Source organism: Weissella hellenica, from assembly GCF_005405545.1.
In the GTDB taxonomy this organism is placed as follows: Bacteria; Bacillota; Bacilli; order Lactobacillales; family Lactobacillaceae; genus Weissella; species Weissella hellenica.
Map to the genome: position 1 here is coordinate 1 of NZ_BJEG01000019.1, position 25,559 is coordinate 25,559.

General features: G+C 36.9%; 23 protein-coding genes. 22 read left to right on the plus strand and 1 reads right to left on the minus strand.

Going from position 1 to position 25,559, the window contains the following annotated elements; genetic code table 11:
• Nucleotides 1–402: 402 nt before the first annotated feature.
• The 6 genes from FFM61_RS08425 (at nt 403) to FFM61_RS08450 (ending at nt 6,450) form a co-directional block, all read left to right on the plus strand.
• Nucleotides 403–1,143, plus strand: coding sequence for a LysM peptidoglycan-binding domain-containing protein (locus FFM61_RS08425; RefSeq protein WP_074428025.1), 741 nt, complete (start codon nt 403–405; stop codon nt 1,141–1,143).
• Nucleotides 1,144–1,461: 318 nt separating this feature from the next.
• A complete protein-coding gene (locus FFM61_RS08430; protein ID WP_074428026.1) occupies nt 1,462–3,009 on the plus strand; it encodes an MDR family MFS transporter in 1,548 nt (515 codons plus the stop codon).
• Nucleotides 3,010–3,015: 6 nt separating this feature from the next.
• On the plus strand, nt 3,016–3,768 hold the full coding sequence (locus tag FFM61_RS08435) for a DUF4811 domain-containing protein (protein WP_074428027.1): 753 nt from the start codon (nt 3,016–3,018) through the stop codon (nt 3,766–3,768).
• Nucleotides 3,769–4,024: 256 nt separating this feature from the next.
• Entirely contained in the window at nt 4,025–4,225 is a 201-nt protein-coding gene (locus FFM61_RS08440; RefSeq protein ID WP_040760279.1) for a cold-shock protein, read from the plus strand.
• A gap of 75 nt (nt 4,226–4,300) precedes the next feature.
• Nucleotides 4,301–5,197, plus strand: a complete 897-nt coding sequence (locus FFM61_RS08445; RefSeq protein WP_240006001.1) for an RluA family pseudouridine synthase — start codon at nt 4,301–4,303, stop codon at nt 5,195–5,197.
• Between the two features lie 149 nt (nt 5,198–5,346).
• Nucleotides 5,347–6,450 carry a LysM peptidoglycan-binding domain-containing protein gene (locus tag FFM61_RS08450; protein ID WP_074428028.1) on the plus strand — a complete coding sequence of 368 codons (1,104 nt, stop codon included), beginning with the start codon at nt 5,347–5,349 and terminating at the stop codon, nt 6,448–6,450.
• Nucleotides 6,451–6,558: 108 nt separating this feature from the next.
• Here the strand turns inward: FFM61_RS08450 and FFM61_RS08455 are convergent, their stop codons facing one another.
• Nucleotides 6,559–7,797 (minus strand): aminopeptidase, encoded by a 1,239-nt coding sequence (locus FFM61_RS08455; RefSeq protein ID WP_074428029.1) that lies wholly within the window; start codon nt 7,795–7,797, stop codon nt 6,559–6,561.
• A gap of 163 nt (nt 7,798–7,960) precedes the next feature.
• Between FFM61_RS08455 and FFM61_RS08460 the strand changes: the two genes are divergently transcribed.
• The 16 genes from FFM61_RS08460 (at nt 7,961) to FFM61_RS08535 (ending at nt 25,556) form a co-directional block, all read left to right on the plus strand.
• Complete coding sequence (locus FFM61_RS08460; protein WP_074428030.1) at nt 7,961–8,614, plus strand: hypothetical protein; 654 nt, start codon at nt 7,961–7,963, stop codon at nt 8,612–8,614.
• A 44-nt stretch (nt 8,615–8,658) separates the two neighbouring features.
• A complete protein-coding gene (gene msrA / locus FFM61_RS08465; RefSeq protein WP_074428031.1) occupies nt 8,659–9,189 on the plus strand; it encodes a peptide-methionine (S)-S-oxide reductase MsrA in 531 nt (176 codons plus the stop codon).
• Between the two features lies 1 nt (nt 9,190).
• Entirely contained in the window at nt 9,191–9,634 is a 444-nt protein-coding gene (msrB, locus tag FFM61_RS08470) for a peptide-methionine (R)-S-oxide reductase MsrB (protein WP_074428032.1), read from the plus strand.
• 174 nt (nt 9,635–9,808) lie between these two features.
• A complete protein-coding gene (locus FFM61_RS08475) occupies nt 9,809–11,302 on the plus strand; it encodes a helix-turn-helix domain-containing protein (RefSeq protein ID WP_074428033.1) in 1,494 nt (497 codons plus the stop codon).
• 78 nt (nt 11,303–11,380) lie between these two features.
• Nucleotides 11,381–11,716: a heavy metal-binding domain-containing protein gene (locus tag FFM61_RS08480; RefSeq protein WP_074428034.1), complete on the plus strand. Its 336-nt coding sequence runs from the start codon at nt 11,381–11,383 to the stop codon at nt 11,714–11,716.
• Between the two features lie 277 nt (nt 11,717–11,993).
• Entirely contained in the window at nt 11,994–12,827 is an 834-nt protein-coding gene (locus tag FFM61_RS08485) for a LicD family protein (protein ID WP_074428035.1), read from the plus strand.
• Nucleotides 12,820–13,689: a hypothetical protein gene (locus FFM61_RS08490; RefSeq protein ID WP_074428036.1), complete on the plus strand. Its 870-nt coding sequence runs from the start codon at nt 12,820–12,822 to the stop codon at nt 13,687–13,689. The genes FFM61_RS08485 and FFM61_RS08490 overlap by 8 nt, the downstream gene beginning before the upstream one ends.
• Nucleotides 13,690–13,704: 15 nt before the next feature.
• Nucleotides 13,705–14,982, plus strand: a complete 1,278-nt coding sequence (locus tag FFM61_RS08495) for an ATP-binding cassette domain-containing protein (RefSeq protein ID WP_074428037.1) — start codon at nt 13,705–13,707, stop codon at nt 14,980–14,982.
• A gap of 5 nt (nt 14,983–14,987) precedes the next feature.
• On the plus strand, nt 14,988–15,812 hold the full coding sequence (locus tag FFM61_RS08500) for an ABC transporter permease (RefSeq protein WP_074428038.1): 825 nt from the start codon (nt 14,988–14,990) through the stop codon (nt 15,810–15,812).
• 11 nt (nt 15,813–15,823) lie between these two features.
• On the plus strand, nt 15,824–16,213 hold the full coding sequence (locus FFM61_RS08505; protein ID WP_074428039.1) for a hypothetical protein: 390 nt from the start codon (nt 15,824–15,826) through the stop codon (nt 16,211–16,213).
• A 57-nt stretch (nt 16,214–16,270) separates the two neighbouring features.
• The gene (locus tag FFM61_RS08510) at nt 16,271–17,011 is read left to right on the plus strand and encodes a hypothetical protein (protein WP_074428040.1); all 741 of its coding nucleotides are present in this window, start codon (nt 16,271–16,273) and stop codon (nt 17,009–17,011) included.
• A gap of 19 nt (nt 17,012–17,030) precedes the next feature.
• Complete coding sequence (locus FFM61_RS08515) at nt 17,031–21,011, plus strand: CDP-glycerol glycerophosphotransferase family protein (RefSeq protein ID WP_074428041.1); 3,981 nt, start codon at nt 17,031–17,033, stop codon at nt 21,009–21,011.
• A gap of 44 nt (nt 21,012–21,055) precedes the next feature.
• Complete coding sequence (gene tagD, locus FFM61_RS08520) at nt 21,056–21,502, plus strand: glycerol-3-phosphate cytidylyltransferase (RefSeq protein ID WP_074428042.1); 447 nt, start codon at nt 21,056–21,058, stop codon at nt 21,500–21,502.
• 36 nt (nt 21,503–21,538) lie between these two features.
• A complete protein-coding gene (locus FFM61_RS08525) occupies nt 21,539–22,762 on the plus strand; it encodes an SGNH/GDSL hydrolase family protein (RefSeq protein ID WP_074428043.1) in 1,224 nt (407 codons plus the stop codon).
• Nucleotides 22,763–22,782: 20 nt separating this feature from the next.
• Nucleotides 22,783–23,214, plus strand: a complete 432-nt coding sequence (locus FFM61_RS08530; protein ID WP_074428044.1) for a hypothetical protein — start codon at nt 22,783–22,785, stop codon at nt 23,212–23,214.
• Nucleotides 23,215–23,246: 32 nt separating this feature from the next.
• Nucleotides 23,247–25,556: a hypothetical protein gene (locus tag FFM61_RS08535; RefSeq protein ID WP_074428045.1), complete on the plus strand. Its 2,310-nt coding sequence runs from the start codon at nt 23,247–23,249 to the stop codon at nt 25,554–25,556.
• Nucleotides 25,557–25,559 lie beyond the last annotated feature (3 nt).

Genomic DNA, 25,559 nt, shown 5'->3' on the forward strand with positions numbered 1-25,559 from the left:
TGTCTTTTTTTATGTGAAAAAGACAAAATAAAAAGCGTGAAATGTTTAGTTTCACGCTAGAAAGTATAGAGCCAAAACTTTAAGGTTTTCGGCCTTTATTGTGTCATAAATGTATGAAAACGACCTCATTGTTAACCAGTTAAATAGGTGCAAGATAGTCTTTTAAATCCTGCTATTAATAGGGTTTAGCGTGATATATTACGGAAATGTTACTTTTGAGAATCGTAATAAACGAACAATGCAATCTCATTTAATATAATCGTAATATTTAAAAGTCTGATATTGGTAAACTAATACATATTGTTGGATGGATGACATTCAAAAGTGAAATAGACCTGAGAGTTACGGGTTATAGTGAATATAAAAAAATTTGTTTCCAATATAGGAGTTAATATTAAGTTTATGAGTAAAGTTAAACAAACAGCCTTAGCAGTTGCCGGAGTTGCGTCAGTTTTCGTTGCTGGATCATCAATTGTAGATGCCGCTTCAACATATACAGTTAAGCAAGGTGATACATTATCACAACTTGCTGATAAATTTAACATGACAGTTGATGACTTGATTAAGTCAAACAACTTAAAAGATGCCGACATGATCTTTGTTGATCAAAAAATTGAAGTACCTGATGGGCAAGACTTGGATGCAGCTGACGTTGCATCATCAGCCGATGATACTGCCAGTGAGGCTGCATCATTAGCAATGTCACAAGCTGCATCATCAGCTGCCGCTGCAAGTTCTGCTGCCGCATCACAAGCCGCTGCACAAAAAGCTGCTGCTAGTGAAGCCACACAACAAGCAACATCAGCTGCTGTTCAAACTTCAGCACCAGCACAACAAGCAGCACCAACGCAACAAGCTGCGCCAGCACAAGCCGCTGCACCGGCTGCTGGTGGATCAACTAAGGCACAATTCTTAGCTGCCGGTGGAACTGAAGCTTTGTGGAATTCTGTTGTAATGCCTGAATCAGGTGGAAATGCTAATGCGGTTTCACCAAATGGCTACCGTGGACTTGGCCAAACTAAAGAAGGTTGGGGTTCTGGTTCCGTTGCTTCACAAACTGCCGGTATGGTAAATTATGCAAACTCACGTTATGGTTCAATCCAAAACGCAACTGCATTCCGTGCTGCTAACGGTTGGTGGTAAGCTTTATAACTTATAATGAATAAAAAGATTGAGATAATTAGGTCTCAATCTTTTTTTAATGCCGTTTAATGAAAACTTAAATAATAATTTGATTAAATTGTGAATTAAAATACAAAAATAAGCGTCGATTTATGACTTTTTGTAAGTGGTTTCATTACTTGTGGGATTGTTTGTTTCTTAGTTGGCAAAATTAACAGTAAATTATTTTGTGTTTAAAATCACAAATCTTGTTAAATTACTTAACAAAAAACCTTGATAAAAAGATAAATGAGTTTTAGAATTATATCTTGTGATTATAGATAAAAATGGAGGAAAAAAATGGCGCAAAATAAACAAATAACGCTTGATATGAATGGTAAGCCATTTAACCGTACAGCTATGGTGGCTGTATTGTTGATTGGTACATTCGCGGGTGTGCTAATGCAAACGTCATTGGGGACGGCTATTCCAACCCTAATGCATGATTTTGATATTTCATTTTCAACGGCACAACAAGCAACAACTTGGTTCTTGCTAGCAAATGGGGTGATGATGCCGATATCAGCCTTCCTATCAACGCGTATTAATACAAGAACGCTTTATATTATTTCATATGCTTTGTTAACGACTGGAATGGCGCTAACAGCATTTTCACCTGCTGAATCAAGTTCATGGTGGATCTTCCTATTAGGACGTATTATTACAGCGGTTGCAGTTGGTGTTACAATGCCTTTGATGCAGGTTGTTATGATTAACATTTATCCAATTGAAGAACGTGGTGCTGCCATGGGACTTAACGGTATTGTTATTGGATTAGCACCAGCTATTGGGCCTAGTCTATCTGGTTGGATTCTAGAAAAGGATCATGTTTTATTAGGATTGACAATTTCTGATTCATGGCGAACTATCTTTATTTTGCCATTAATTGTTGTTGTCATTGCATTTATTTTGTCATTCTTCTTCGTTAAAAATGTCTTGTCAACTAAGCACATGAAGCTAGATATCCTATCATTTATCCTTTCTGTTGTTGGATTTGGTGTCTTCATCTGGGGATTTACCAACGTATCAACAGATGGTTGGGGCGATATCAAGACAGTTATCTCACCAATTCTTGTTGGGTTGGTTATTATCCTACTATTCATTTGGCGTCAACTTAAAATGCCAGTGCCTTTCATGGACGTCCGTGTCTTCAAAAACAAGCAATTCTCATTAACGACGCTTGCAGTGATGATGACAATGATGGCAATGATGGGCGTCCAAATGATGCTACCAACTTATCTACAAAATGTTCACGGTATGTCAACATTAAATTCAGGTTTAGTGCTGTTACCAGGAGCTTTGTTAATGGGAATTATGGCACCAATTGCTGGTCGTGCTTATGACCGTATCGGTGCTAAGCGTCTATCAATTATTGGTTTTGCAATCCTAGCTTTGGGAACACTACCATTTATGTTTATTACAACAAGTACACCAGGTGCTTTTATTACCACATTATATGCACTTCGTATGTTTGGTGTTGCTACGGCCATGATGCCATTAACAACAATGTCAATGTCAGTTTTGCCACCAAATGAAGCAGCTCATGCAACTGCTTCAAACAACACGGCCCGTCAAGTAGCTTCGTCAGTTGTTGTGGCATTGTTAACATCAGTGACACAAAATATCATGACTAATAGTCAACCAAGTAAGGCACTACAAACGGCTAACCCATTACAATATGGGGCCGACATGTTAGATGCTTCAATGAAGGGATTCCGCGTTTCATTTGCACTTGGATTTATGTTTGCGATTGTTGGACTTATCTTGGTATTCTTTATCCGTAAGGGTAAGGTTGTGCCATATGGTATGACTAACGGCGTGACAATTAAAGATGAAAAGGAGGACTAAGCTACAATGATAATTATTGTTTTGATCATACTTTCAATATTGACTTATGTGTCATGGATGAATATTAATAATCGTACAACACGTTTTGTAGCTGGTTTGATTTCATTTGGACTATTGATGGTCACAATCCTATTTTTAACAGCCAACATGAATTCTCATTACGGGATGAAGCAAGTCACAACATCGTCTGAGAAAACAATTTATTCAGCCGGTGGTTCAAAGTCACCAGCTGGTATGTTGATTACGCAACAACTGGGAACAAAGGCGGATAACTATGTCATGATCTATGCAGATCGTGAAGATAAAAAAGCTAAGCCACACTTTGTACCAGATAAAAAGAATATGACTGAGGCAGTGCATAAACGTGCAACCTATCAAACAGCTGATGTCGACAAAGCGACTGTGAAAACAGTGACAACACGCTGGGAATGGCGAAATGACTTCTTTAAGTTAATGTTGGGCTTTGGTGGTGAAGGACATTCACTTGTTAAGCAAACAGCAACTGTGACAGTCCCAGAAAAAACATGGGTTATTTTGTCTGCTAAACAAGCCAAGCAATTAACTGCTAAGCAACAAATGGCAGCACAAGATAAAACAGCTGCAGCAGCACAACAAAAGCAAATGCGTGAGGGCGTACAAGCAAAGGTTGCTACCTATTTAAAAGCTAACCCTAAAGCTAGTGCCAATGATGTTGCTGATTATACACAACAAGTAACGGCTGAAATGACAGCGGCTGCGATGAAGCAAATGCTAAAGTAAACGTATATGTATACAATGAAACATTTATCAATTGATTCACAGGTAACTGTTGGTCTTTGATGAATGTTTTTTTGTGATTATAGACGTATTTTGCTGATAAATATATATATATTATAAAAACAAGTATCATTAGTTTCGAACACGTGTTATACTAAGAACATAGTTTGAAAGATTTTGTTTTATGTTTCTATGAAATAAGGGCATCTTCGTTTTGGATTATTAAATTTTTATGGCAAGATGCCAGGAGGTTTCAGACATGGAACAAGGAACAGTAAAGTGGTTTAACGCAGACAAAGGTTACGGTTTTATCTCACGCGAATCAGGTGATGATGTATTCGTACACTTCTCAGCAATCCAAACTGATGGCTTCAAGTCATTAGAAGAAGGTCAAGCTGTATCATTTGAAGTACAACAAGGTGACCGTGGTTTGCAAGCAGCTAACGTTTCAAAGTTGTAATATTAGCGAGCTTTAACCAAAGAAAGTCTGGGAGTTTTCTCTCAGGCTTTTTTTATTTGTTCTTTGGAGGTAATCATGATGACATCATGGACAAAAACACTCGTGTTACCAGCTAACCAAGCAGCAATTTCGCTGAAAGACCAGTTAATACGTTGGCAAGTACCACGACGAGTACGTGGCAATTTTCGTATTGAACAACGCATTCATTTAAATGGTCATTATCAACCAACTTCAACTATTTTAAATCCTGGCGATAAATTGCAAATGACGTGGTTGGCGCATGATTTTATAACGCCAGATTCGCATTATCTACCGGATGACAGTCAAGCATTGGCGGTGTTATTTGAAAATGATGACTTCATGGTTGTTAATAAACAACAGGGTGTTAAATCTCATCCTAATTCTCCTGGTGAGGATGGCACGATGATGAATTTTGCACAAGCTTATTTAAGTCGTCAAAATAAAAATGCTTATATGGTCCATCGTCTAGACAGTCAGACAACAGGGGCGTTAATTATTGCTAAAGTACCTTACATTGTACCGATGTTGAACCAAAAGCTACATGATAAAACGATTAAGCGTACTTATCTGGCTTGGGTAAATGGGATATTAGATGAGAATCAAGGCACGATTACCCTGCCAATTGGTGATCATCCAACCAATCAGCGGCTACGTCAAATTAATGGTGAACATGCCAAACAAGCCATAACCCATTGGACAAAAGTAAAAACCGGTTACCAACAAACGCTAGTGCGACTGGTATTAGAAACGGGCCGAACGCATCAAATCCGCTTACATATGGCGGCGATTGGACATCCGTTAGTGGGGGATGATTTATACAATCTGCAAACCAATTATCCAGGTGGATTGTTATTACATTCGGCAGCAGTTCAAATACCGATACCATTCACGACGAAGATAATTGCAATTGGTGCCCCGTTACCAGCTAGTTTTCCAGTAAATATTAATTAATGACACTTAATTATTAAGAAGTGTAAAAATTTTCCTTTAAATTGTAATGATTTTGTTAAGAATATTTGTTATTATTAAAGAACGTTATAAAAACTAATGAAATTAAAGGCACGTGAAAGTGTTAAATGATTAAAGGGGAAACTTCATCAATGGAATCTAAGTCACACAAAAAAATGTATAAAGCAGGAAAGCAATGGGCCGCAGTTGCTGTAGCAACAACCGCAGCAGGAGTTGCTTTTGTAAGTAGTAATGAGTCTGCTTCTGCAGATGTATGGCAAGCTAACACTGTTGATCAAGTTGCATCACAAGTCGCAAACAATGGTGGTGTCAACAATTATCAAGTGCAATTAGGTGATACTGTTTGGGCACTAGCAATGGCTACTAATAACACTGTTGATAACTTTGCTGCTGTTAATGGTATTGTTAATCCCGATTTGATTATTGCTGGTCAACATTTTAACGGCTCAAACACTGTGGCCCCAGTTGCAGCAACGTCTGTTAATCAACAACCAACCCAAATGGCCTATGAAGTAACGCCTTCAGCTGATGAAATTGCAGCGTCACAAGCTGCAGCCAATGAAGCAGTTGCGGCATCACAAGCAGCTCAAAGTCAGGCCGTTGCCTCACAAGCCGCAGCATCACAGGCTTACGCTGCTAGTGTTGCAGCGTCACAAGCGCAAGCAGCTTCAATGGCGGCAGCTGAATCAAATGCGACGGCTGCCAGTGAAGCCGCAGCTAAGGCAGCTGAGTCACAAGCAATTGCAGAAACTGCCAAGGCAAATGCAGCTGCACAGTCAGCACAATCAGCTTCAGCCGCTAATGATGCTGCCGCAGCCAATGCTAGTGCTGCTGCTAGTCAATCAGCTGTAACTGCACAACAAGCACAAGCCGCACAAACTTCAGCCTCAGCCGCTTCAGCAGGTAATGTTGATAATTCAACGTTTAATGCATTGAAATCTATGCGTAGTGGTATGACAACAGAATGGTCATCAGATTTGGCCGCACAAGCGCAAGCCCGTGCACAACAAATTGCCAATGCTGGTGGTGCTATTCCAAATGAGCACTGGAGCAATCCTAACGAAGTGATTTCAATTGGATTTGGTTCAGGATCGTCTGTCGTAGATGCTTGGTACAATGAAACAAACATGACAACTGCTAGTGGAACTGGTCATCGTGACTGGGAGATGCGTGCGGGTTCAACACACTTTGGTTTTGCTCAAGTTGGGAATGTCATTGTTGGTGTTTCAAGATAAATAGTTAAATACAAATTAAACGATGGTGCATACAAGTATGCTACCTAGAAAAAAACAGCAAGTTATCCAATATGGCATAACTTGCTGTTTTTTTATTAGATGATGAGGCTATGCCCAGTTACCATTACGGAAAACAGGGACAAGATGGCCATTTTGATCAACACCATCAATAGCCATGTCTGATGAACCAATCATGAAGTCAACGTGGACTAATGAATCGTTTTGTCCTTTTGCTTGTCGTTCAGCAACGGCCATTTGAGTACCGTTTTTAATATTTGAAGGGTATGCTGCACCTAATGCCAAATGATCAGAGGCATTTTCATCAATTAGCGTTGTGTAAAAAACAATATTTGAGTTTGAAATAGGCGAATCATGGGGCACAAGTGATACTTCCCCAAGTGAAGCGGCACCAGCATCAGTTTTGATTAACTGTTGCAAGGTTTCTAGTCCATTTGTCGCATCCGCTGCCACAACATGTCCATCTTCGAAGGTGAGCTTAATATCAGTAATTAAGACACCAGAGTATGAGAGCGGCTTAGTTGATTGCACCGTACCTGTGATGTGACGATAGTCAGGTGAAGTGAACACTTCTTCGGTAGGCATGTTTGGGACAAAACGATTCCCGGCTTTATTAAATGATTCGGCAGCTTCCCAAACATGGTCTTCTGCTAAACCAATTGTTAAATCAGTTTTAGTAGAGTGGTAGTGTAACGCTTTAAAGTTTTGCTGGTTTAGCCAAGCAGCCTTTTTATTAAGGGTATTAATATGTGCTTGCCAATCAGCAACAACGTCGTTTTCTAAACTAATGCGGTTAATATTAAAGATTTCCTGCCATAACTTGGCTGTTGCCTCGTCAGCAGATAGGTCATTAAAAACTTTTTGGGCCCATTCTTTGCCGGCAGCAGCAACGACTAACCATGAAACATCATTATTCATAGTGGCTTGACGAACAGCACTGTTGGCGCGTTGATAGGCTTGTTCGTAAAGTGACACACGATCACTGGGGACATCGCTAAAACCATCTGGATCGCTAGAAACGATTGAAATACGAGATGTGTGATTGGCCATTAATGATTCTGCACGTACTGAGAACCAAGTTGGCATGCTTAAAAGCGTTGCTTGGTCAGCATGCTTTAAGAATTCACGTTGTAAGATGGTATCCTTCCATTCTACAATGACTTGATTAGCACCAAGCTTATAGGCAGCTGCCATGATACGATGAACCAAATCAGCCTGATCAATTTCAGCGTAGATGATAATATCTTGACCAGGTTTAACGTTGATACCAACTTGAGCGATTAGGTCAGCGTATTTATTTAATAATTGATTGAAATGTTTAATTGCCATGATATTTTCTCCGTTTTTTAAGATAAATTTCATTTTACAGGAAATCTTGATATGAATAAACTGTTACATAAATTTTATGCTTGTTAATCATGTTATGTGATTGAATTGTTGGTTAAATATAAACATGATATAATGCTAAAATTACCTACTAAAGGAGGGTATTATGAGTCGGAAAAAAATAACCATCTCGGTGATTGGCCTGGTGATTATCATTATTGCAGGTTATATCGCCATGATGTGGTTTAGTGATGACCGTACTTACAATAGAGAATTAAACAAGGCGCGCGATGCCGTTGCCGTCCAAGACTGGCAAACCGCAAAACAACATTATCAAGCTTCGCGCAAGGTGCGAGTATCAATTGAAAACCGTACAGCAAGTGAACAGCTAGACTATCTTGCACGAGCTGATAAAGCAATCAAACAGCAAAGTTGGGAGTCGGCAAAAAGTTTATACCAACGAGCTATTGATACCAATGGCGGTGTGCCGTTGTTGGAAAAAGCAGCGAAAACGAATCAGCGAATTGTGAATGCAGAACAGGATGCCGGTAAATATAAAGCATCAGTCTCATCATTAGAAAAGTCGCTTGATAAAAAAGATAAAGACTTAAATGATGTGAAAAAACAAATGAGTGATACAAACGCTTCCGTACAAGCTGTTCAAGATTCTGCCAACAAAGCAGTAGCAGATGCTAACGCCGCCGCAGACAAAGCGAATGCAACCGCTGATTCAGCTAATAAGCAAGCACAAGATGCGCAAAAAAATAATAAGTCGGACGAGCATAAAGATAACCACAAAGATGATAATAAAGATAAGTAATTTAAGCTGACAGTGGTATCCTATATTTATAGGAGGTATGTGAAATGACAATGCAAACAGCAATTTTTGCTGGTGGATGTTTTTGGTGTATGGTTGAGCCATTTGAAACATTGCCAGGAATTGAAAAAGTGCGCTCTGGTTATACCGGCGGAACAGTTGAAAATCCAAGTTACGAACAAGTAGCTGCTCATATGACAGGGCATACTGAAGCGGTGAAAATTTGGTTTGATGATGACATTATTTCATATGATGCGCTTGTGATATTATATTGGCAATTAGCAGATCCAACTGACGCAATGGGACAATTTGCAGATCGTGGTGAGACGTATCGACCAGTAATTTTCGTCAAGGATGCTGTGCAACGAAAAGTAGCCGAAACATCTAAACAGACGCTTGCTACCTCGGGGCGATTTGATAAGCCAATTGTCACAACAATTGAGGATGCGAAGCCTTTTTATGATGCAGAAGAAGAACACCAACAATTTTACAAAAAGAACCCATTACGTGAAATGATGATGATGATGCCTCGTAAAAAATATCAAAAACAATACTGGTCAGATAAGGAGCGTAATTAATATGTCAAAACCAAGTGATGCGGAATTACGTGAGCAATTGACACCTGAGCAATATGCGGTCACACAAAAAGCCGCTACGGAAACGCCATTCAATAACAAATATGATGCGTGGTTTGACGACGGTATCTATGTTGATATTGTTAGTGGGGAACCATTATTTAGTTCGTTGGATAAGTATGATGCCGGCTGTGGTTGGCCATCATTTACAAAGCCGATTAAAAAGAAAGCTGTTAAACGTCATTTAGATACTTCATATGGTATGTATCGGACGGAAGTGACGTCACAAGATGCCAATTCACATCTTGGCCATGTCTTTACGGATGGACCAATCGCAGCAGGTGGTCTCCGTTATTGTATTAATTCAGCATCTTTGCGATTTGTCCCTGTTGCAGAATTAACAGCACAAGGGTATAGCGAATACGCTGAGTTATTTAATAAAGAATAATCATTTCGTTAAACAGTTGGAAGCAACTGTGAATGCCCACTTTCATGGTTGAACATGAGAGTGGGTTTTCTATTAATGACTTTATTTTTTTCAAAGAAATAAAAATAAAGTTAAAATATTACTCCTAATCTGTTTATCATAAGGCTATGACTAAAAATAAAGAGAGCAGACACAATGAACTGGTTACTTTCAAAAAAAGATGAAGAACGGTTAATATTGCACCGATATTTAATGACCCATCATAGTAAGACCTTTTTAATTAAAGATCTAATGACTGCTGTTAATTGGTCACGATATCGTATCTTACAAGCAATTCAACAACTTAATATTGATTATCAAAGTATGACCAAATCCAAGCAAACTTTTATTGAAGTGGCAGATGCAAATCGCACAGTCACGTTAACAAATTTACAATTAATCAGTGTCGCTTCATTGAAGGGATTTTATTTACGCCAATCCTTACGTTTTGAGATGTTATTAGATATCTTTTTAGAGGATATTCATTCTAATGAAGCAATTGCTTTTAGACATTCATCGAGTACCACAGTTGTTCGGATGACCAAAGAAGCGATGCGCACTGAGCTACGTGAACAAAATATTGATATTACTGATAATTATCAATTGGTCGGTGATGAGCAACAAATTAGAACCGTCATGATTGAATTAATTTATCTGGCTTATGCGGATCAAGCATTGCCCTTTTCTGGTGCAACGAATCGAGCGATTACACAAGTACAACAAAATTTGGTGCCATTATTGACTAAACGATTGACCCTGCAACGTATTTTAGCGATTGTATTTGGTGTTTGGTATACGCGCATCCAAAATGGGCATCATATTGCACCAATGGATGATGATTTATTACGGCCAACCAAAGATCTGCAAGACAATGTACGTAATCTGTTGAATCAAATGGCACCATATCTACAGAAATATTTTCAAAATGATCAGCTTGGCTTAGACGGTGAATTACGTTATGGGGTGCTGGTGTGCTATGCCTTGGGCATCGGGGATGCTAGCGACTATCTTGTCAATTTAACAGTTAAAAATCAACGTAAAATGACAGCTTTATTTGATCAAATTACCGATTCATATCAAGATTTCTTTAAACAAAGCATGCCAACAGTTCAAAGACAAGCGATGACGGAGCTGTTAACGCCGTTGATTATTCGGTTAACTTATTTTCCGCCGCAAGAAAGTCATTTATCGACTGACATGGCTTTTCAAACGACTAGTTACCCGATTCATACAGCGTTTACCAAAATGGTGATTCAAAAGCTAGCGCAAGTTTTCCGTTATGACACTGCACAGTTACTAGGGATGATGTTTAATCCTCTATTGAATGCGCTAATTAAAACGATTTCGGTAAAAGAGGCCTTACCTGCTATTACCATTACCATTGACTTGATCGATATGCCAGCGTTAGAAGATTATTTAACGCAGATGGTTAAACAATGGCAATCATTAAATATAATCGTGACTAATGAATTTACAGATAAGACCGATATTTACTTATCTAATGTTATTTTGAGTCAAAAAGTCCCTGGTTTTGCCTGGTATACCATTCCAGAGTGGTCAGAAAGACTAGCATTACGACAATTGATCATTGATATGACGTTACAGCGCTTTCAAAATAAAAAAATGTTAAGAATTAACCATGATTTTTAATCACAGTTTTCATTAGCGACGCTTTATGACATAGTAGGTGTATGGTGCAACATGAGATGATCAGGAGGGTAAATATTTATGTCAGAAAAAGTCTTAATTACAACAACAGAATCTATTGCTGGATACCAAACAGTTGAAACTTTTGGTGAAGTTTTTGGATTAACAACCCGTTCTCGAAATGTGATTTCATCATTTGGACAGTCAGTCAAAACGTTGGTTGGTGGTGAAATTAAAGGTTATACAAAACTACAAGATACTGCGCGTGATGAAGCAATTGATCGTTTGAAAACAGCAGCAGCTAAATTAGGCGCGAATGCTGTCGTTATGATGCGCTTCGATTCATCGTCAGGTACCATTGGTGATTCAGTAACGGCCTATGGTACTGCCGTTAAAATCGAAAAAGTTGGCGACTAATTGAATAAATGATAAGACATCAATCTGCCAGCTTAAAATGACTAGGTTGATGTTTTTTTAGCATAATAAATATATCCGTATTTTAATTGTTTTTTTCCGGTTAAAAAAGGTGGATTTTGTCCCAGCTGCAAGATAGTGGCCAGTTGCACAAGTGTACAATTTGATATAAAATTAGTACGTTAGTAGTGAATTTTATGAGATTTTTAAGGTAATTATAAGTAAAAATTGAAATCACGTATCAATCAGTTGATATGGTATTTAAGGATTGGGGAATTAAATGGCGCAACAACAAAAATATTTGACTGTACCTGCCGTACAGAAAATTATGTTAGCCATTTTGAAAGATGTTGTTACATATTTTGACACACATGACTATCATTACGTTTTAACAGGTGGTAGTGCCCTCGGTGCTGTTCGTCATCAAGGGTTTATTCCTTGGGATGACGATGCTGATGTGGCCTTACCACGGCATGAATATGAGCGATTTATTCGTGAATATAAGCCCAACAATTCACAATTTGAACTGTTAACACCATTAAATACGACAAATTGGTTGTATGGTTATGCCAGAATAAGCGATACATATACACAAGCTGACGGTAAGTGGGCAACCGTCAATAACGGCGTTTATGTCGATATTTTTCCAATCGATGCTGTGCCACCGACTAAATTTGGGCAAAAAAAAGCTTATTATCATATGAAGTATTTAGATGTAATGCGTAATTCAACGCGACGATTAGCTATTTCGCATCAAGAACCGGCTTGGTGGTTAAAGCCATTGTTAATTAAGTATGCAAAACGGCATACCACCACTTGGTGGGCTAATAAAATGGATCGATTGGCACAAAAGACTAATCAACGTTATCAAAATCATTCTGATATCTATAGTCTGTATATTGTGCAAGGATTAAATAATACCAAAGAAAATTTTTATTTGGCAGTTTACCAGCAACGGCAACGTGCTAAATTTGAAGATATAAATATATACATACCAGCCGCTAGTCAACATTATTTAACGCAAATGTATGGGGATTGGCATGCTTTACCATCTAAGAGCAAGCGTAAAACGCATGCCCGCTTTTATTATAAAGGAGTAGAAGTACATGATTAGTTTATACATACTACTCATTGCAATTGTTGTGGCTATTTTTGGCCTATTTGTGACTATTTTTTCGTGGGTAAAAAAAGTTGATCGTTCAAAAAGAATGGGCCATTTTTTTCTTGTCTTTGGCGTTATCGTTGCGTTAGTTGCCGGCTTTTCAATGAATAAAGAACATGCTGCTCGTCAAGCGGCAATTGATCATCAAAAGCAAATCCGTGCTGACCAAATGTATGATGCAAAACTTGTCCATTTAAGCGCAAAAAAAGTGCGCATTGATGATGGCCAGGCTAAAATTAAGATTCATGTGTCAAAGAATACAGCGATTAAAATTACCAGCAGTCATAAACAATTACGAGATTTGGATTACAAACCTAATAAAGCAGCAAAAGATATTTTAGTAACTTTTGTCATGCCAGGTAAGTATACGGTGACGGCAACGCGTGGTGAAAATAAAATTGTTAAACATATGACAATTCTAAAAGATGATGATAAACACGTTGCAGTTTCAAGCAGTGAAGAAACGACAAGTGAAGAGGTTGTTGAATCATCAGTTGCTGAACCTGTTATTCCTGATACAGAGGAAGTTATTGAAGAACCAAGTAGTGAGGAAGCAATTGTTCCGAGCGAAGAAGTCGTGCCGGATAACACGACGCCTGATACAGGAATTGAGCAAGCACCCGTGCCGGCAGCCCCATCATATCAACCAGTTTGGACCCCATCATACGATGAAACACCTAATACTGATAGTAATGGCGGTGGCAATACTGATGGTTCAGATACAACATCAGGCGCTTCAGATGAAACTGTTGACAGCGAACCAGCATCATCAGTAGACACCGAATCTGGTGATACGCAAGACACAGCACAATAAAGATAGGTTAGAGAAATGGCTGATAAAAAAGTAACTGTTGCAGCGAATCATGTCACCAAACGATTTGATTTAGCTGAACGACAATCTGATAAAGTAAAAGCTGTCTTTAAATTCTGGGGTAAAGGTATTCCTAATTTTTGGGCAGTCAAAGGGGTTTCTTTTGAGGCCCATGCTGGAGAAACCATTGGTGTCATCGGAACTAATGGTTCTGGTAAATCAACCTTACTAGAAATGGTAGCCGGTTTAACACAACCAACCAGTGGTCAAATGACGATCAATGGTTCAACTTCAATTATTGCGATTGGGGCGGGGATGCGACCACAGTTAACCGGTCGTGCGAATATTCGTCTGAAAGCTTTGATGCAGGGCATGACGGAAAAAGAAATTGAAGCGAAGATGGATGACATCATTGAATTTTCTGAATTGGGTGATTTTATTGATCAACCCGTTAAATCATATTCATCTGGTATGAAATCAAAGTTAGGTTTTGCAATTTCAGTTTATTCAGATGCAGACATCGTGATTATTGATGAGGCCTTATCCGTTGGTGACCCAACTTTCACCCAAAAATCAATGGAACGTACGAAACGTTTTAAAGAAGAAGGCAAAACAATCTTCTTCGTATCACATTCGGCAGCGCAGATGCGTCAAATGGCTGATCGCGTTATTTGGATGCACTATGGTGATATTCGCATGGATGGGCCAATTGACGAAGTGATGCCTGAATATGATCGTTTTTTGAAGCATTTTAATCGTTTGTCAGAAAATGAACGTTTGACGTATCAAAAGCGTTATAAAGAGGCGCAAAAAACGTTTACGTTAGAACATTTAAAGCAAATTGAACGTAATCGACAAATGTTAGCGGATCCGGCTACGGCCGTGCAGCGACAAAAAGAAAATCAGCATGCGTTTGTGGAAGATAATGAAAAAATGGGTTGGTTCACACGTGTTGTTTTAATAATTTTTATTGTTGCAACGGTTGGCTTAATGAATAAGCAATTATTAAATATGTCATGGGCAAATGTTATGGCACATCCGACTCATTTAATTACTAATTTTGCACCGTCAAAGTTAGCGGCATTGGATAAACGACATGGCCGTAATGGTAATAACAGTCAGCAAACAGATATGCTCACTGCTACCCAGAATAGTTATACTGTCAAAGAGGGTGAAACATTGGCAAGTATTGCAGCAAATGCCAATATTTCTGTTGCAGCAATTATGCAAGCCAATCAGTTGACAGATGAAACCGTTACACCAGGTCAAGTATTGACCTTACCGGTTGAGAGGTAGTTATTGTGAAAGATATTTGGAAAATTATAAAAGAGTTGGTTAAAAGTTGGCCGGTTGTCCGTCGTATTGCGCGTTATAATAATGATCAAACGTATCGGCAAAACTATTTAGGTGATTTTTGGCACTTTGCAGATCCGGCTTTGCAGATTGGTGTCATGATTTTAATGTTTGCTGTGCGTGGTGGTGGTGATAAGAGTAACCCCCATGCGACTGGTTTGGCAGGCTATATTGCTTGGATTGCTTTAGGAATGGTGACTTACTTTTTCATGCAATCAGCGATGCAAAAATCAGCGAAAAGTATTCAAACACAAGTAAACATGTTATCGCGCATGAAGTTTTCATTAGCAGCAATTCCATTAACTGAAATTGTGACCGAATTACGTCGTTATTTTGTAATGTTGGGGATGGCCTTCTTTGCTATTCTGTTTATGAATGTTAAACCTTCGATTTATTGGCTACAATTCTTTTACTATTTTATTGCGATGTTTATTTTCTTATATGCATTGTCATTGGTAACGTCAACGATCACGGTTTTGGTACCTGATTTTTATAACGCTTATGCTGCCGTACTTCGTGTTGGTATGTGGATATCGGGGGTAATTATTCCCGTTGATAGTCCGAGCTTCCCATTGTTGTTGTCAAACATTTTGAAGCTGAACCCACTATACTATATTATTGAAGGATTCCGTGAAACGTTATTAGAAAATCCTATCTGGTTTTGGCAAAACGTCACTGCTAATTTGATTTTCTGGGGTATTGTGATTATTTTGTTGATTTTAGGAGCACATATTCATATGCGTTTCCGTAGTCGCTTCATGGACTTTGTGTAAAGGATATAAAAATGAAAAAGAAATTAGGCATTATTCAAGTCTTAGCAGTGTTGATTATCGGTATTATGATTGGGGCGTTTGCGGAACGCGGTCACGTATTTGGGTATGCGGATAATACACCGATTATCCCTAATGGTACGTATCAAACGACGAGCACAAAACGTTGGCAAAAGATGATTGTTGATGGGGCTGAAGTCAAAAATAATCAGGGTGAAAATTTGGTCGTTGTCGATAATCGTTTTACTAATCGAACACGTGGTCGTTTAGTATTAGCAAGTAAAAGCCAGGGTAATCGTTCATGGTCATATTATGTGGCTAAGGTTAAAGAAGGTTGGCGCATTAGCCCAATCGTCGATGGTCAACCCGATCATGATTCACAATTTATCGTCTATGTAAATTAGGCATTTAACCAGGTTAATACCTGGATACATATAAAAAAATTAAAGAGGAAATTACACATGGATAATCAAGTGAAAATAATCATTGATAAACTGGGGAAAACTGATATTAGTGCAATAAAAAAATATATGGCCAATATCAGTCAACTAATTGGTAATGCAACAACTTTCACGATATTAGACCCCCGTTATAAAGGTGATTATAATACGCTTATTCATGAGTATGAACAATTATCAAACGACATACCTAATGTAAAAATTGATAGTTTTTATGTCTCACAATATTTGCATAGTGATGTCCGAGACAATGTTAATAAATTTACTAAAGATTATATTGGTAATCAGAAGATGACAGTGGAAAAGACCGCTGAGGGCCAACGCTTGTTCAAGCAAGATGGTCAAGTACGCATTGCCATTATTACAAACAAAGCAGGAGCTGTAACGGCAGTTGATTTTGCAAAACCAGGTGAAAAGCGACCACATCAACGTGTGTCAGTTAATAGTACTGGTAATATTCAGGTTGTTCGCCATTTTGATACGAAAACTAAATTACCAGTACGTGATGAATACGTTGATACTGATTTAACAGCGCAACTTGTTGTGCACTTTGACGAACGGGGCTTACGGTCTGATTATCAACTACTTGGCTGGGATGAACCACTTGTCTACGGTGAGGTAGATTTATATGACCAATGGTTTAATCGGACGATTGAACCAAATGATTATGTCATTAATTTAAATCGTCATTATGATGTGTTGTTTGAAAATAAGCATGATGTCAATAAAGTATTTTTAATGTGAGATTTGGTGGATAATGAGCATGGATGTAAAGAAAAAAGCAAAACGTTTGGCGCATATTGCTGAAGTTGCCATGACGTACAAATATTCGGACTTAAAGAAGACACGTGAATACTACATTCGTCATTATGATCAGTCAACGGTTGATCAACAGGTTGTCCTTTATGAGGTGCGTGACGGTCAATCAATAACGGATTCGCCATTAGCGATTTTTCGTCATTTGGCAGCTCATGAAACTTATCGAGATTTAAAACATGTCTGGGTTGTAACTGATAATAGTCCGCAAAACATAAACCGAATGGTGGCTAATATTCCGACTGCGTTACAGCAGAAAATAATTTGGGTTAGACGAAATACAACCGATTATGCGAAGTGGTTGTTAGCAGCGAAGTATCTCATTACCAACTCAACTTTTCAGTCATTTTGGCATAAAAAGCCCGACCAAGTGTATATTAATACTTGGCATGGGACGCCTTTAAAATATATGGGCTATGATATTCCGGGCTCAAAAACATCGTTAAAAAACGTGCAACGTAATTTATTAATGGCTGATTATATCATTTCGCCAAATAAACATACTTCGCATGTCTTTTTGGATAGATATAAACTAAATGGTTTGTACCAAGGTGAAATATTAGAAGGTGGCTATCCGCGTATTGATTTAACGTACGCTGATGAACAGGCACAAACTTTTACTTATTTGCACCAACATCAAGTCATTGTTGATGAAACAAAGCCCGTCGTTATGTATACACCTACATGGAAGGGAACATCAATTTCGAATCCATCAGGAAGTATTAATCAAATTTATGAAGAAATAAAAGTACTTCAGCAATTAAACCCGGATAAAAATATTTTGGTAAAAGTACATCCATATGCTTATCAGTTAGCAAGTCGTCATCAAGCTTTAAAACAGTATTTAGTGCCAGATGAGATGGATGCTAATCTGATTCTTGGGATAACTGATATTTTAATTACGGATTATTCAAGTATTTTCTTTGATTTTATGGTCACAGATAAACCCATTATTTTTTATGCGTGGGATCATGAATTATATAGTCATTATCGTGGCATGTATTTTAATGATGATGAACTACCAGGTCCAATACTAGACGATATTGAAGAAGTTGGGCAAAAGCTTCAGCATATTACCCAAAGTAATCAAGACGATGCGACAAAATATCAAGCACTAAAGAACAAAGTTGTCCCATATGATGATGGCCATGTGACCGAACGCATGGTGGCGACTATTTTTGCGCAACAATCGGTTAATGGGGTTAATCATTTACGAGCAGAAGGGCTTAATAAGCCTAAAATTTTAATTTACCCTGGTAGTATGGGAAATAATGGGATTACGACTAGTGCCATTAATCTCAGTCATAATCTTGATTATGATCGTTATGATGTGACGTACTTACTTTGGGATAATAATAAGGCTGATATTATTAATAATGTTGATCAATTAGATGAACGAGTGCGGTTAATTTATCGCTTTGGTGTAACAGCGCTGACACGGCCGGAGCATAAGCAAGACCGTTATGTGAGTGAGCATGGTATTAAAGATTGGGCAGATAATCATATCCCCAAGCAAGGTTATTTGCGTGAAGTGGATCGTTTGTTTAATAGTGTGCAATTTGATACACTAATTGATTTTTCAGGGTATTCATATAATGGCTCAAAATTATTTACAGTCATACCACGTAAACAATTAGTTGTTTATCAACATAACGATTTATATGCTGATTCACAGAAGGTTATTGATGGTAAAAAAGTGCATGCTAAAAAATTAGGTGCCTTGTTCACGCTGTATCCAGTGTTTGATAAAATTGTGTCAGTTTCAGAGACCTTAAAGCAAATTAATCAAAAGAAGTTGGCGAAATATGTGCGCCCAGAACAAATGGTCGTAGTACCAAATTCATTAACGTTACCTGGTGATAATAAAGAAAATGAGACTCATAGCGCAGTGGTGATTGAAGATTATCAAGCGCCAGCAAAAGCTAACAAATTTGCAATGCAGATGTTCCATTCATTAATTGCCGTTTCTAAACAAGCGGCATCAACAATTCAGTTAAAGCCAAAAGATACTATTCGTGTGCTTGGACGTACCCAAATCAAGCAGCATTACTTTTATAAGTTAGCTATTAATGATTTACCGCGTGGTTGGGTGATGGGCCAGGATATTGTTGTACAAGAAAATAATGAATTACTGGACCAGCAATCACACAATCAAATTGGCTGGGTTTATAACAATAAGCGTCGTCTGTTTAAAACACCTTATTTAAAAGGCAATGATACGGCTAATGTTATTGGGCAAGCTAAATGGCTAAACCATACTTTTGTAAAGATTTTGGCGCAAGCGGATACCGCCGATGGTCGTTATTATCAAGTGCAGTTGCCGCAACAAGCACAATTAGGTTGGTTAAAGGCTTCCAGTGTGTTACCGATGCAAATGGGGAAGCATTTTGCAACCTATCAATGGGTATGGAATCAGTTGTCACATAAGGTATCAGAACAGCAATATGATGTTGGCATACGACAATTATTCACCATTTTAAAATCTGCAACTTTAACCAATCAACCATTAGGGCTAACAAAGCGAGGACTAAAGCAACGGCAACTCACCACAATTAATCAGTTTTATTTGGCAACAGCAGTAGCTAAAACCAAAGTGGGAACTTATTATCGCGTGAGAGTTGGTAAAAAGCAGTGGTGGATTGATGCAAAATCAGTGAAATTACAGGCTGTCAACGTACCACTGCAAGTAAATCAAAGTATTGTCCTGCAGGATTATCTGGAGAACGCATTAATTTTAAATGCAGCTGCTAGAGATAAAGTGCACGATGCTTTTGGATCAGTACCAGCAGACTTACAAATTATTGCAGGTTATGCAACGGCTAAATTTATTGGTGATCAACAAGTTTATGAGTTGAAATCTGAATCATTGGGTGAACATATAAGCTTACCAATTACAATGGTGACGGTTTTGGATACTAGCCATTTTAATTATTACTATGTCGTCACAAAGGCATTTGAGGCTGCCTATTATCGAACTTTAGTAGACAAACAGGTGCAACCAATCGTAATTGCTGATCAAATTATTGAACTTGCACGTGTTTGGAACTGGGAAACAAACGACTTTATGATTTTTGCTTTGATTACTAATCAGTATGTTTGGATAGCAGAACCCATTATTCATCATAAACATGTTAAGCAAATAATGTTTGAAGAAGATAAGTTAGTTGACGAACAATCAGGCGTTCAATTAGAAGCAGACGTTTTGCTAGTTGATGAAGTTAAGCCAGTATCAATGTTGGCTAAACCATGGATTACACGAAAAATTGATATGCATGTTGCAGATAATCATTTTATTAGTTTAATTAGACAAAATGGGATGACAACACTAGTCACTGATGATGGTCGAAAGCGAAAAATTGCTGACATACATCAAGGTATTTCTAAGCAACTGATTTATGCAAACGGACGTAATTGGGCAACTTATGAGCATTTTGTGTTTGTTGCTGTCGGTAGATTATCACCTGAAAAAAATCAAACAATGCTATTGGATGCTTTTGCAAAGGTTTATCAGCAACATCCGGAAGCAGAATTGATTATTGTTGGGGATGGTGTTATTCGGGGTGATTTAGAAAAACAAGCAGTACAACTCGGGATTGCTGATGTCGTCTTGTTTACAGGTCAAGTTGATAATCCGGCTGACTATTTGGCAGTGGCAGATGTCTTTGTTCATCCTTCGTTATATGAAGGACAACCAATGGTCTTACTGGAAGCCATGATGCAACATCGTTTAATCGTGGCAACTAATATTGCAGCCAATGTTGGCGTCTTAGGAAATCAAACATATGGCTTATTAACACAAGATGTGACAACAGATGCATTTGTGTCACAGATGTTGTTTGCAATAGAGCAACAAACCGAGATTGCAGAATTTGATATTAAGCACTACCGAAATGATGCAAGATTAGCATTTTATAATATAATTAAATAAATAGGAAAAAATGGAACAAAAGGGCCAAAAAGGGGTATAGATTTATGAAACGAGTTATTACATACGGAACGTTTGACATGTTACATTATGGGCACATTAATTTATTACGTCGCGCTAAGCAAATGGGTGATTATTTAATTGTTGTTTTGTCATCTGATGAATTTAATTGGGATTCAAAACAGAAAAAAACATATTTCTCATATGAAAAACGTAAGCAATTATTGGAAGCAATTCGTTACGTTGATTTAGTTATTCCTGAAAACAGTTGGGATCAAAAGGTTTCTGATATGAAAGAGTATCATATTGATACGATGGTTATGGGTGACGACTGGGCTGGTAAGTTTGATTTTATCGAAGATGAGACTGAAGCTGAAGTTGTTTATTTGCCACGTACACCTGAGATTTCAACATCACAAATCAAAAAAGATTTGAACGCAAAAAAATTAGCAACTAGCGTTGATACATCAACTATTGATGTATCAGGTAAGTAATATTTTTGGTAACCAGAAAATGGAGCCGTTAACTGTATGCAAGTCAAAAGCAGAACAAAAGCACTTTTAAAAAAATTCATAAAACAAAGAACACCTCGAAATGATTGGACGAATATGAACGTGGTTGTTTTTGGTGACAGTATTGTAGCTGGTCAAGAATTAGTCAGAGAAGAAACGCCTTATCGTGATGCTGTTTATGCTAAATTGGCTTCTTATTATTTGGATGCGCATAAGTTGGAGAATTTTGCTGAAACTGGTACGGGACAATTTAAAGGCCAGCATCACCTTGATCATCTAATGGGTTGGACACATAGTTTTGAAGGAAGTATCCAATATTACCGTCAAGAGGTTCAGCAGGCTGATGTTGTACTTATTGCATATGGTAACAATGACTGGAAGCAACCAAACCCAGATGGTTCATTGCATACATTAGATGAGGTTAAAGTAAAACTACGTGAGAACATAAAACGTATTAGATTGATTAATCGTCATGTTCAATTAGTTGGTATTCTAGAAACGCTGGCCTTTCGGAAACACAAACCGGCTTGGCATCTAGAAGGTCCAAATGGCTTTACTTACCAGGAAATGTTATCAGCCTTTATTGAGGTTTACGAAGAGTGTGATGTACCCATATTTGATATACGGGATTATCATTTAGGCAATCATATGGACGAATATGTTGATGATCGTGACCACTTCACCTTGCCCGTGCATAAGCAGATTGCTAAATCCTTGGCAGATTTTGTGCGTCATGGTTATCAATCACCAGTACAACGATTTGGAAAGACGGTTAAATTTATTTTTCCTGACAATTTGTTTGAAGACTCTAAAATGCGACAATCGTTGTTTAGTGAAATTAGAAAGCAATCGTTGCAAGGAAAACGAGCCGAAATTTTGTGGTTTGTCTTAGATAAAAATTACCAAGCAAATTTAGACAATTTATTGTCTAAGAATAAATTACCAACAGACTTAAAAATAACTAATATCTACCAATATTATGCGGCGCCATTACGTTATACCAGTGAATTAGATGAATTATCTTTGAAAGAAGGAGAATTATTTAATTCAAATAATGTGCCGTTTATACGCTTTAGTAAAGAAAATCAGATTTCGGTGAAAGATTTTGATGATAATTGGTCAGATGCAATGACCAGTGAACTATTTAATAAGCTTTGGTTAAAACATTATATTTCACTAAAGGATCAAGTTTACGTATGCCGTAATGATCATTTTGGACAAGTAGAACCCTTAGAAATTTAAGATAAAAGTGGAGTTGTGGGATGAAATTTTTAAACGAACAAGGACAAGAAATCACTCTTAAACGAGCAGAAAATTTGCCGGGGTTTTTAGTAACCGTACCGGAACAGATAGTTATTGATTCACCTGTGAATAATCCTTTTTTTAAGGGAATTAATGTTTTACAATTACCAAAAAAATTGAAGGGTTTTCGGGATAATCCAGACTTGAAAATGTTATTGTCACCAAATAAAATAAAAACTAATATTTTTTTAAAGTCTAATTTGAATAGTGAAATTGTTATTTTTGAGCCAGATAGTACTTTAGTGAATGATAAGAAACTATATGTTGAAAATAGAATCTTTGGCAATAATCAAGAAATAGTACCTTTATTTTTAAATTTAGGTTTAAAAAATGTGAAGTTAAATGCAGGAACTAAAATAGGTACAATCTATGTAATTGCAGTTGAAAATTAGTACTAGGGAATTGAATGGGGATTCTATGAGTTATGAAAAATATTAAATCAATTTTTGGGTTTTCTGATAAGAAAAAAAAATATACAAAGGATATTCGTGTTGAAAATATTCAAACAATCTCTAATGAATCTATAAGTATGCTGTTAATGGAGCCATGCTTAATATCGAAGATTGTTGCGGTTTGGAATAATAAAAGTATAGATCTCAAATTTAGTCAACAAAAACAGAACCTGACTATATATGGACTAGATTTATTAGAGTGTAAGGTAGTAGGAAGAATAAAGTTTGATGTTTATGTGATTGTTAATGGAGAAAAAAAAAGGTTGTTCTTTGAAAATGCAAAGAATGTGTCTTTTAATGAACGACATTTTGATATAAATGTAGCAACAAATGATACAGAGTATTTTTATTTTAGCAAAAGTTATAGTCGTTTGATGCTTCAAACTATAGTGGGAAGCAAAATTAAGGCTAACAGTATTTGGAATCAAAATGAACAATTGTTGATTCAATCAAATGATTTTATTAAACTGTCTGATGGATTTGAAATCGAAATTAAAAGGTTTAAGTTTAAAGAGAAGGTGGGTTATGAAAAAGTAAATGCCACTACAATTAAACTAGATATTAATAAATTATCAAATCTCAAAAAGTTGATTTCTTATGATTTAATATTTTTCGATTCTAATTCACCTAAAAAAGAATCAATAGCCATTGATATTAAAACGAATAAACCAGTTCAAATAGGTAAAGCTATGGACGGAAAGGTTTATCCTTTTTTGTGGGTAACTAACGGCTTTATAAATAAAATAGAACAATCTGGAGACTTTAAAAAGAGATTTGTATTGGATTCAGAAGTTGAAATTCTTGGGGCATATTTCAGATACAAGGAAAGACCCGTTTTTAAAAGATTAAACTTTCTAAAGAATGATACAAATTTGGAAATTTCATTTGATTTACAACAGGCTAAGAAGAAGTATAATTCATTGGAAATTGTTTATTTAGAAAATGGATATATGAAAAGATACGTATCAAAGTTGGACGATATAAAAATTTCACAATCAAGTATTCATGAAAATACTCGCGATGTCAAAATAAATAATATTAGATTAATAGATGACAGTAGAATTGCAATGAATTTAATTGATAATGTAAAAATTGATAGTATTGTGGCTGCCTATAAACATGATGACTATCAAATTAATTTTATACAGCGGGATGATCAATTAATCATTGGTAGTTTATTACTAAAGGACTGTGGTATTTTTAATGATGCTGTTATTGATATTTTTGCCGTGATTAATAATAAGCGGTACCGACTTTTATTTGAACAGGCAAACAAGGTAAACCTTTCTGAAAGACACTTTGATATTAAGCTGGATACAAGTGATAAAGAGTTTTTCTATTGCAGTAAATCTTTTAAAAGATTGATGTTGAAAATTGAAATTGGTAAACAGTTTATTATTGATAAGATTTCAAGAATAGATGACAAACTATTGGTAAAATCAAATGACTTTATCAAAATTGTGTCATCTGACATAATTTTAGCTGAACGCAATCAAATGAAAGTAGCTATTCCATTCACGGTTAAGGATGCAAATACTATCTTATTGGACGTTAAAAGCGTTGCATTACCAATTTTTAAAGTACCATTTGATGTTAAATTATTAAGAAGTAATGGGTCTTTCCAAGGGATTGTTTTCTCAGAATCGAAAGAAATTTTTCAAATTGGTCAAGTGAGTGATAATAAAACCTATGTTTTTAAATGGAATAGTGAAGGTGTTATAAAAAATATATATAGGTCAAAAAATGGAGATATTACTAAAATAATTCTAAATAATTCTTTGGTTCCATTGGACATTTTACTAAGGTTTAAAGAACGACCTGTTTATAAGAAAATAGAATACCGTTCCGTACCTGTCAAAAATGAAATTTTAGTAGAATTAGGTTATAGGAATTTACAACATACATTTTCTTCTATCGAATTTATATATATACAAAACAATCTTTTGATAAGAGCTTCACAACCTTTGTCAAACTTAGTAACAAAGTTAATCACAGAAGATTCTGGTAGAAAACCAGATATTAGAGGAACTATTCTTGATGATCGGGTTCTAGCGCTTGAGTTCAGTGAAAAAGTTATTGTGGATTTTGTTTATGGACAACCTGCTGGAGGTAGGGGAATGATACCACTGCCTTTTAGAAATAAAAATAAATTACAACTTTTTGTATCTTATGGAGAACTCTTCCATGAATACGAGATGATCCGAATTATTTATTCGGTTAATAATAGCAAGTATGTAAAGACAGCAGACTATCCGCTATCAAATGATAATATTTTTGTATAATTC

What these genes read in the sequence shown, in the direction of transcription:
- FFM61_RS08490 (WP_074428036.1), top strand. Translation starts at nt 12,820, where the DNA reads ATGATTAGTTTATACATACTACTCATTGCAATTGTTGTGGCTATTTTT.
- FFM61_RS08425 (WP_074428025.1), top strand. Translation starts at nt 403, where the DNA reads ATGAGTAAAGTTAAACAAACAGCCTTAGCAGTTGCCGGAGTTGCGTCA.
- FFM61_RS08505 (WP_074428039.1), top strand. Translation starts at nt 15,824, where the DNA reads ATGAAAAAGAAATTAGGCATTATTCAAGTCTTAGCAGTGTTGATTATC.
- FFM61_RS08485 (WP_074428035.1), top strand. Translation starts at nt 11,994, where the DNA reads ATGGCGCAACAACAAAAATATTTGACTGTACCTGCCGTACAGAAAATT.
- FFM61_RS08525 (WP_074428043.1), top strand. Translation starts at nt 21,539, where the DNA reads ATGCAAGTCAAAAGCAGAACAAAAGCACTTTTAAAAAAATTCATAAAA.
- tagD (WP_074428042.1), top strand. Translation starts at nt 21,056, where the DNA reads ATGAAACGAGTTATTACATACGGAACGTTTGACATGTTACATTATGGG.
- FFM61_RS08455 (WP_074428029.1), bottom strand. Translation starts at nt 7,797, where the DNA reads ATGGCAATTAAACATTTCAATCAATTATTAAATAAATACGCTGACCTA.
- FFM61_RS08495 (WP_074428037.1), top strand. Translation starts at nt 13,705, where the DNA reads ATGGCTGATAAAAAAGTAACTGTTGCAGCGAATCATGTCACCAAACGA.
- FFM61_RS08440 (WP_040760279.1), top strand. Translation starts at nt 4,025, where the DNA reads ATGGAACAAGGAACAGTAAAGTGGTTTAACGCAGACAAAGGTTACGGT.
- FFM61_RS08460 (WP_074428030.1), top strand. Translation starts at nt 7,961, where the DNA reads ATGAGTCGGAAAAAAATAACCATCTCGGTGATTGGCCTGGTGATTATC.
- msrA (WP_074428031.1), top strand. Translation starts at nt 8,659, where the DNA reads ATGACAATGCAAACAGCAATTTTTGCTGGTGGATGTTTTTGGTGTATG.
- FFM61_RS08445 (WP_240006001.1), top strand. Translation starts at nt 4,301, where the DNA reads ATGATGACATCATGGACAAAAACACTCGTGTTACCAGCTAACCAAGCA.
- FFM61_RS08430 (WP_074428026.1), top strand. Translation starts at nt 1,462, where the DNA reads ATGGCGCAAAATAAACAAATAACGCTTGATATGAATGGTAAGCCATTT.
- msrB (WP_074428032.1), top strand. Translation starts at nt 9,191, where the DNA reads ATGTCAAAACCAAGTGATGCGGAATTACGTGAGCAATTGACACCTGAG.
- FFM61_RS08510 (WP_074428040.1), top strand. Translation starts at nt 16,271, where the DNA reads ATGGATAATCAAGTGAAAATAATCATTGATAAACTGGGGAAAACTGAT.
- FFM61_RS08475 (WP_074428033.1), top strand. Translation starts at nt 9,809, where the DNA reads ATGAACTGGTTACTTTCAAAAAAAGATGAAGAACGGTTAATATTGCAC.
- FFM61_RS08530 (WP_074428044.1), top strand. Translation starts at nt 22,783, where the DNA reads ATGAAATTTTTAAACGAACAAGGACAAGAAATCACTCTTAAACGAGCA.
- FFM61_RS08450 (WP_074428028.1), top strand. Translation starts at nt 5,347, where the DNA reads ATGGAATCTAAGTCACACAAAAAAATGTATAAAGCAGGAAAGCAATGG.
- FFM61_RS08435 (WP_074428027.1), top strand. Translation starts at nt 3,016, where the DNA reads ATGATAATTATTGTTTTGATCATACTTTCAATATTGACTTATGTGTCA.
- FFM61_RS08480 (WP_074428034.1), top strand. Translation starts at nt 11,381, where the DNA reads ATGTCAGAAAAAGTCTTAATTACAACAACAGAATCTATTGCTGGATAC.
- FFM61_RS08535 (WP_074428045.1), top strand. Translation starts at nt 23,247, where the DNA reads ATGAAAAATATTAAATCAATTTTTGGGTTTTCTGATAAGAAAAAAAAA.
- FFM61_RS08515 (WP_074428041.1), top strand. Translation starts at nt 17,031, where the DNA reads ATGGATGTAAAGAAAAAAGCAAAACGTTTGGCGCATATTGCTGAAGTT.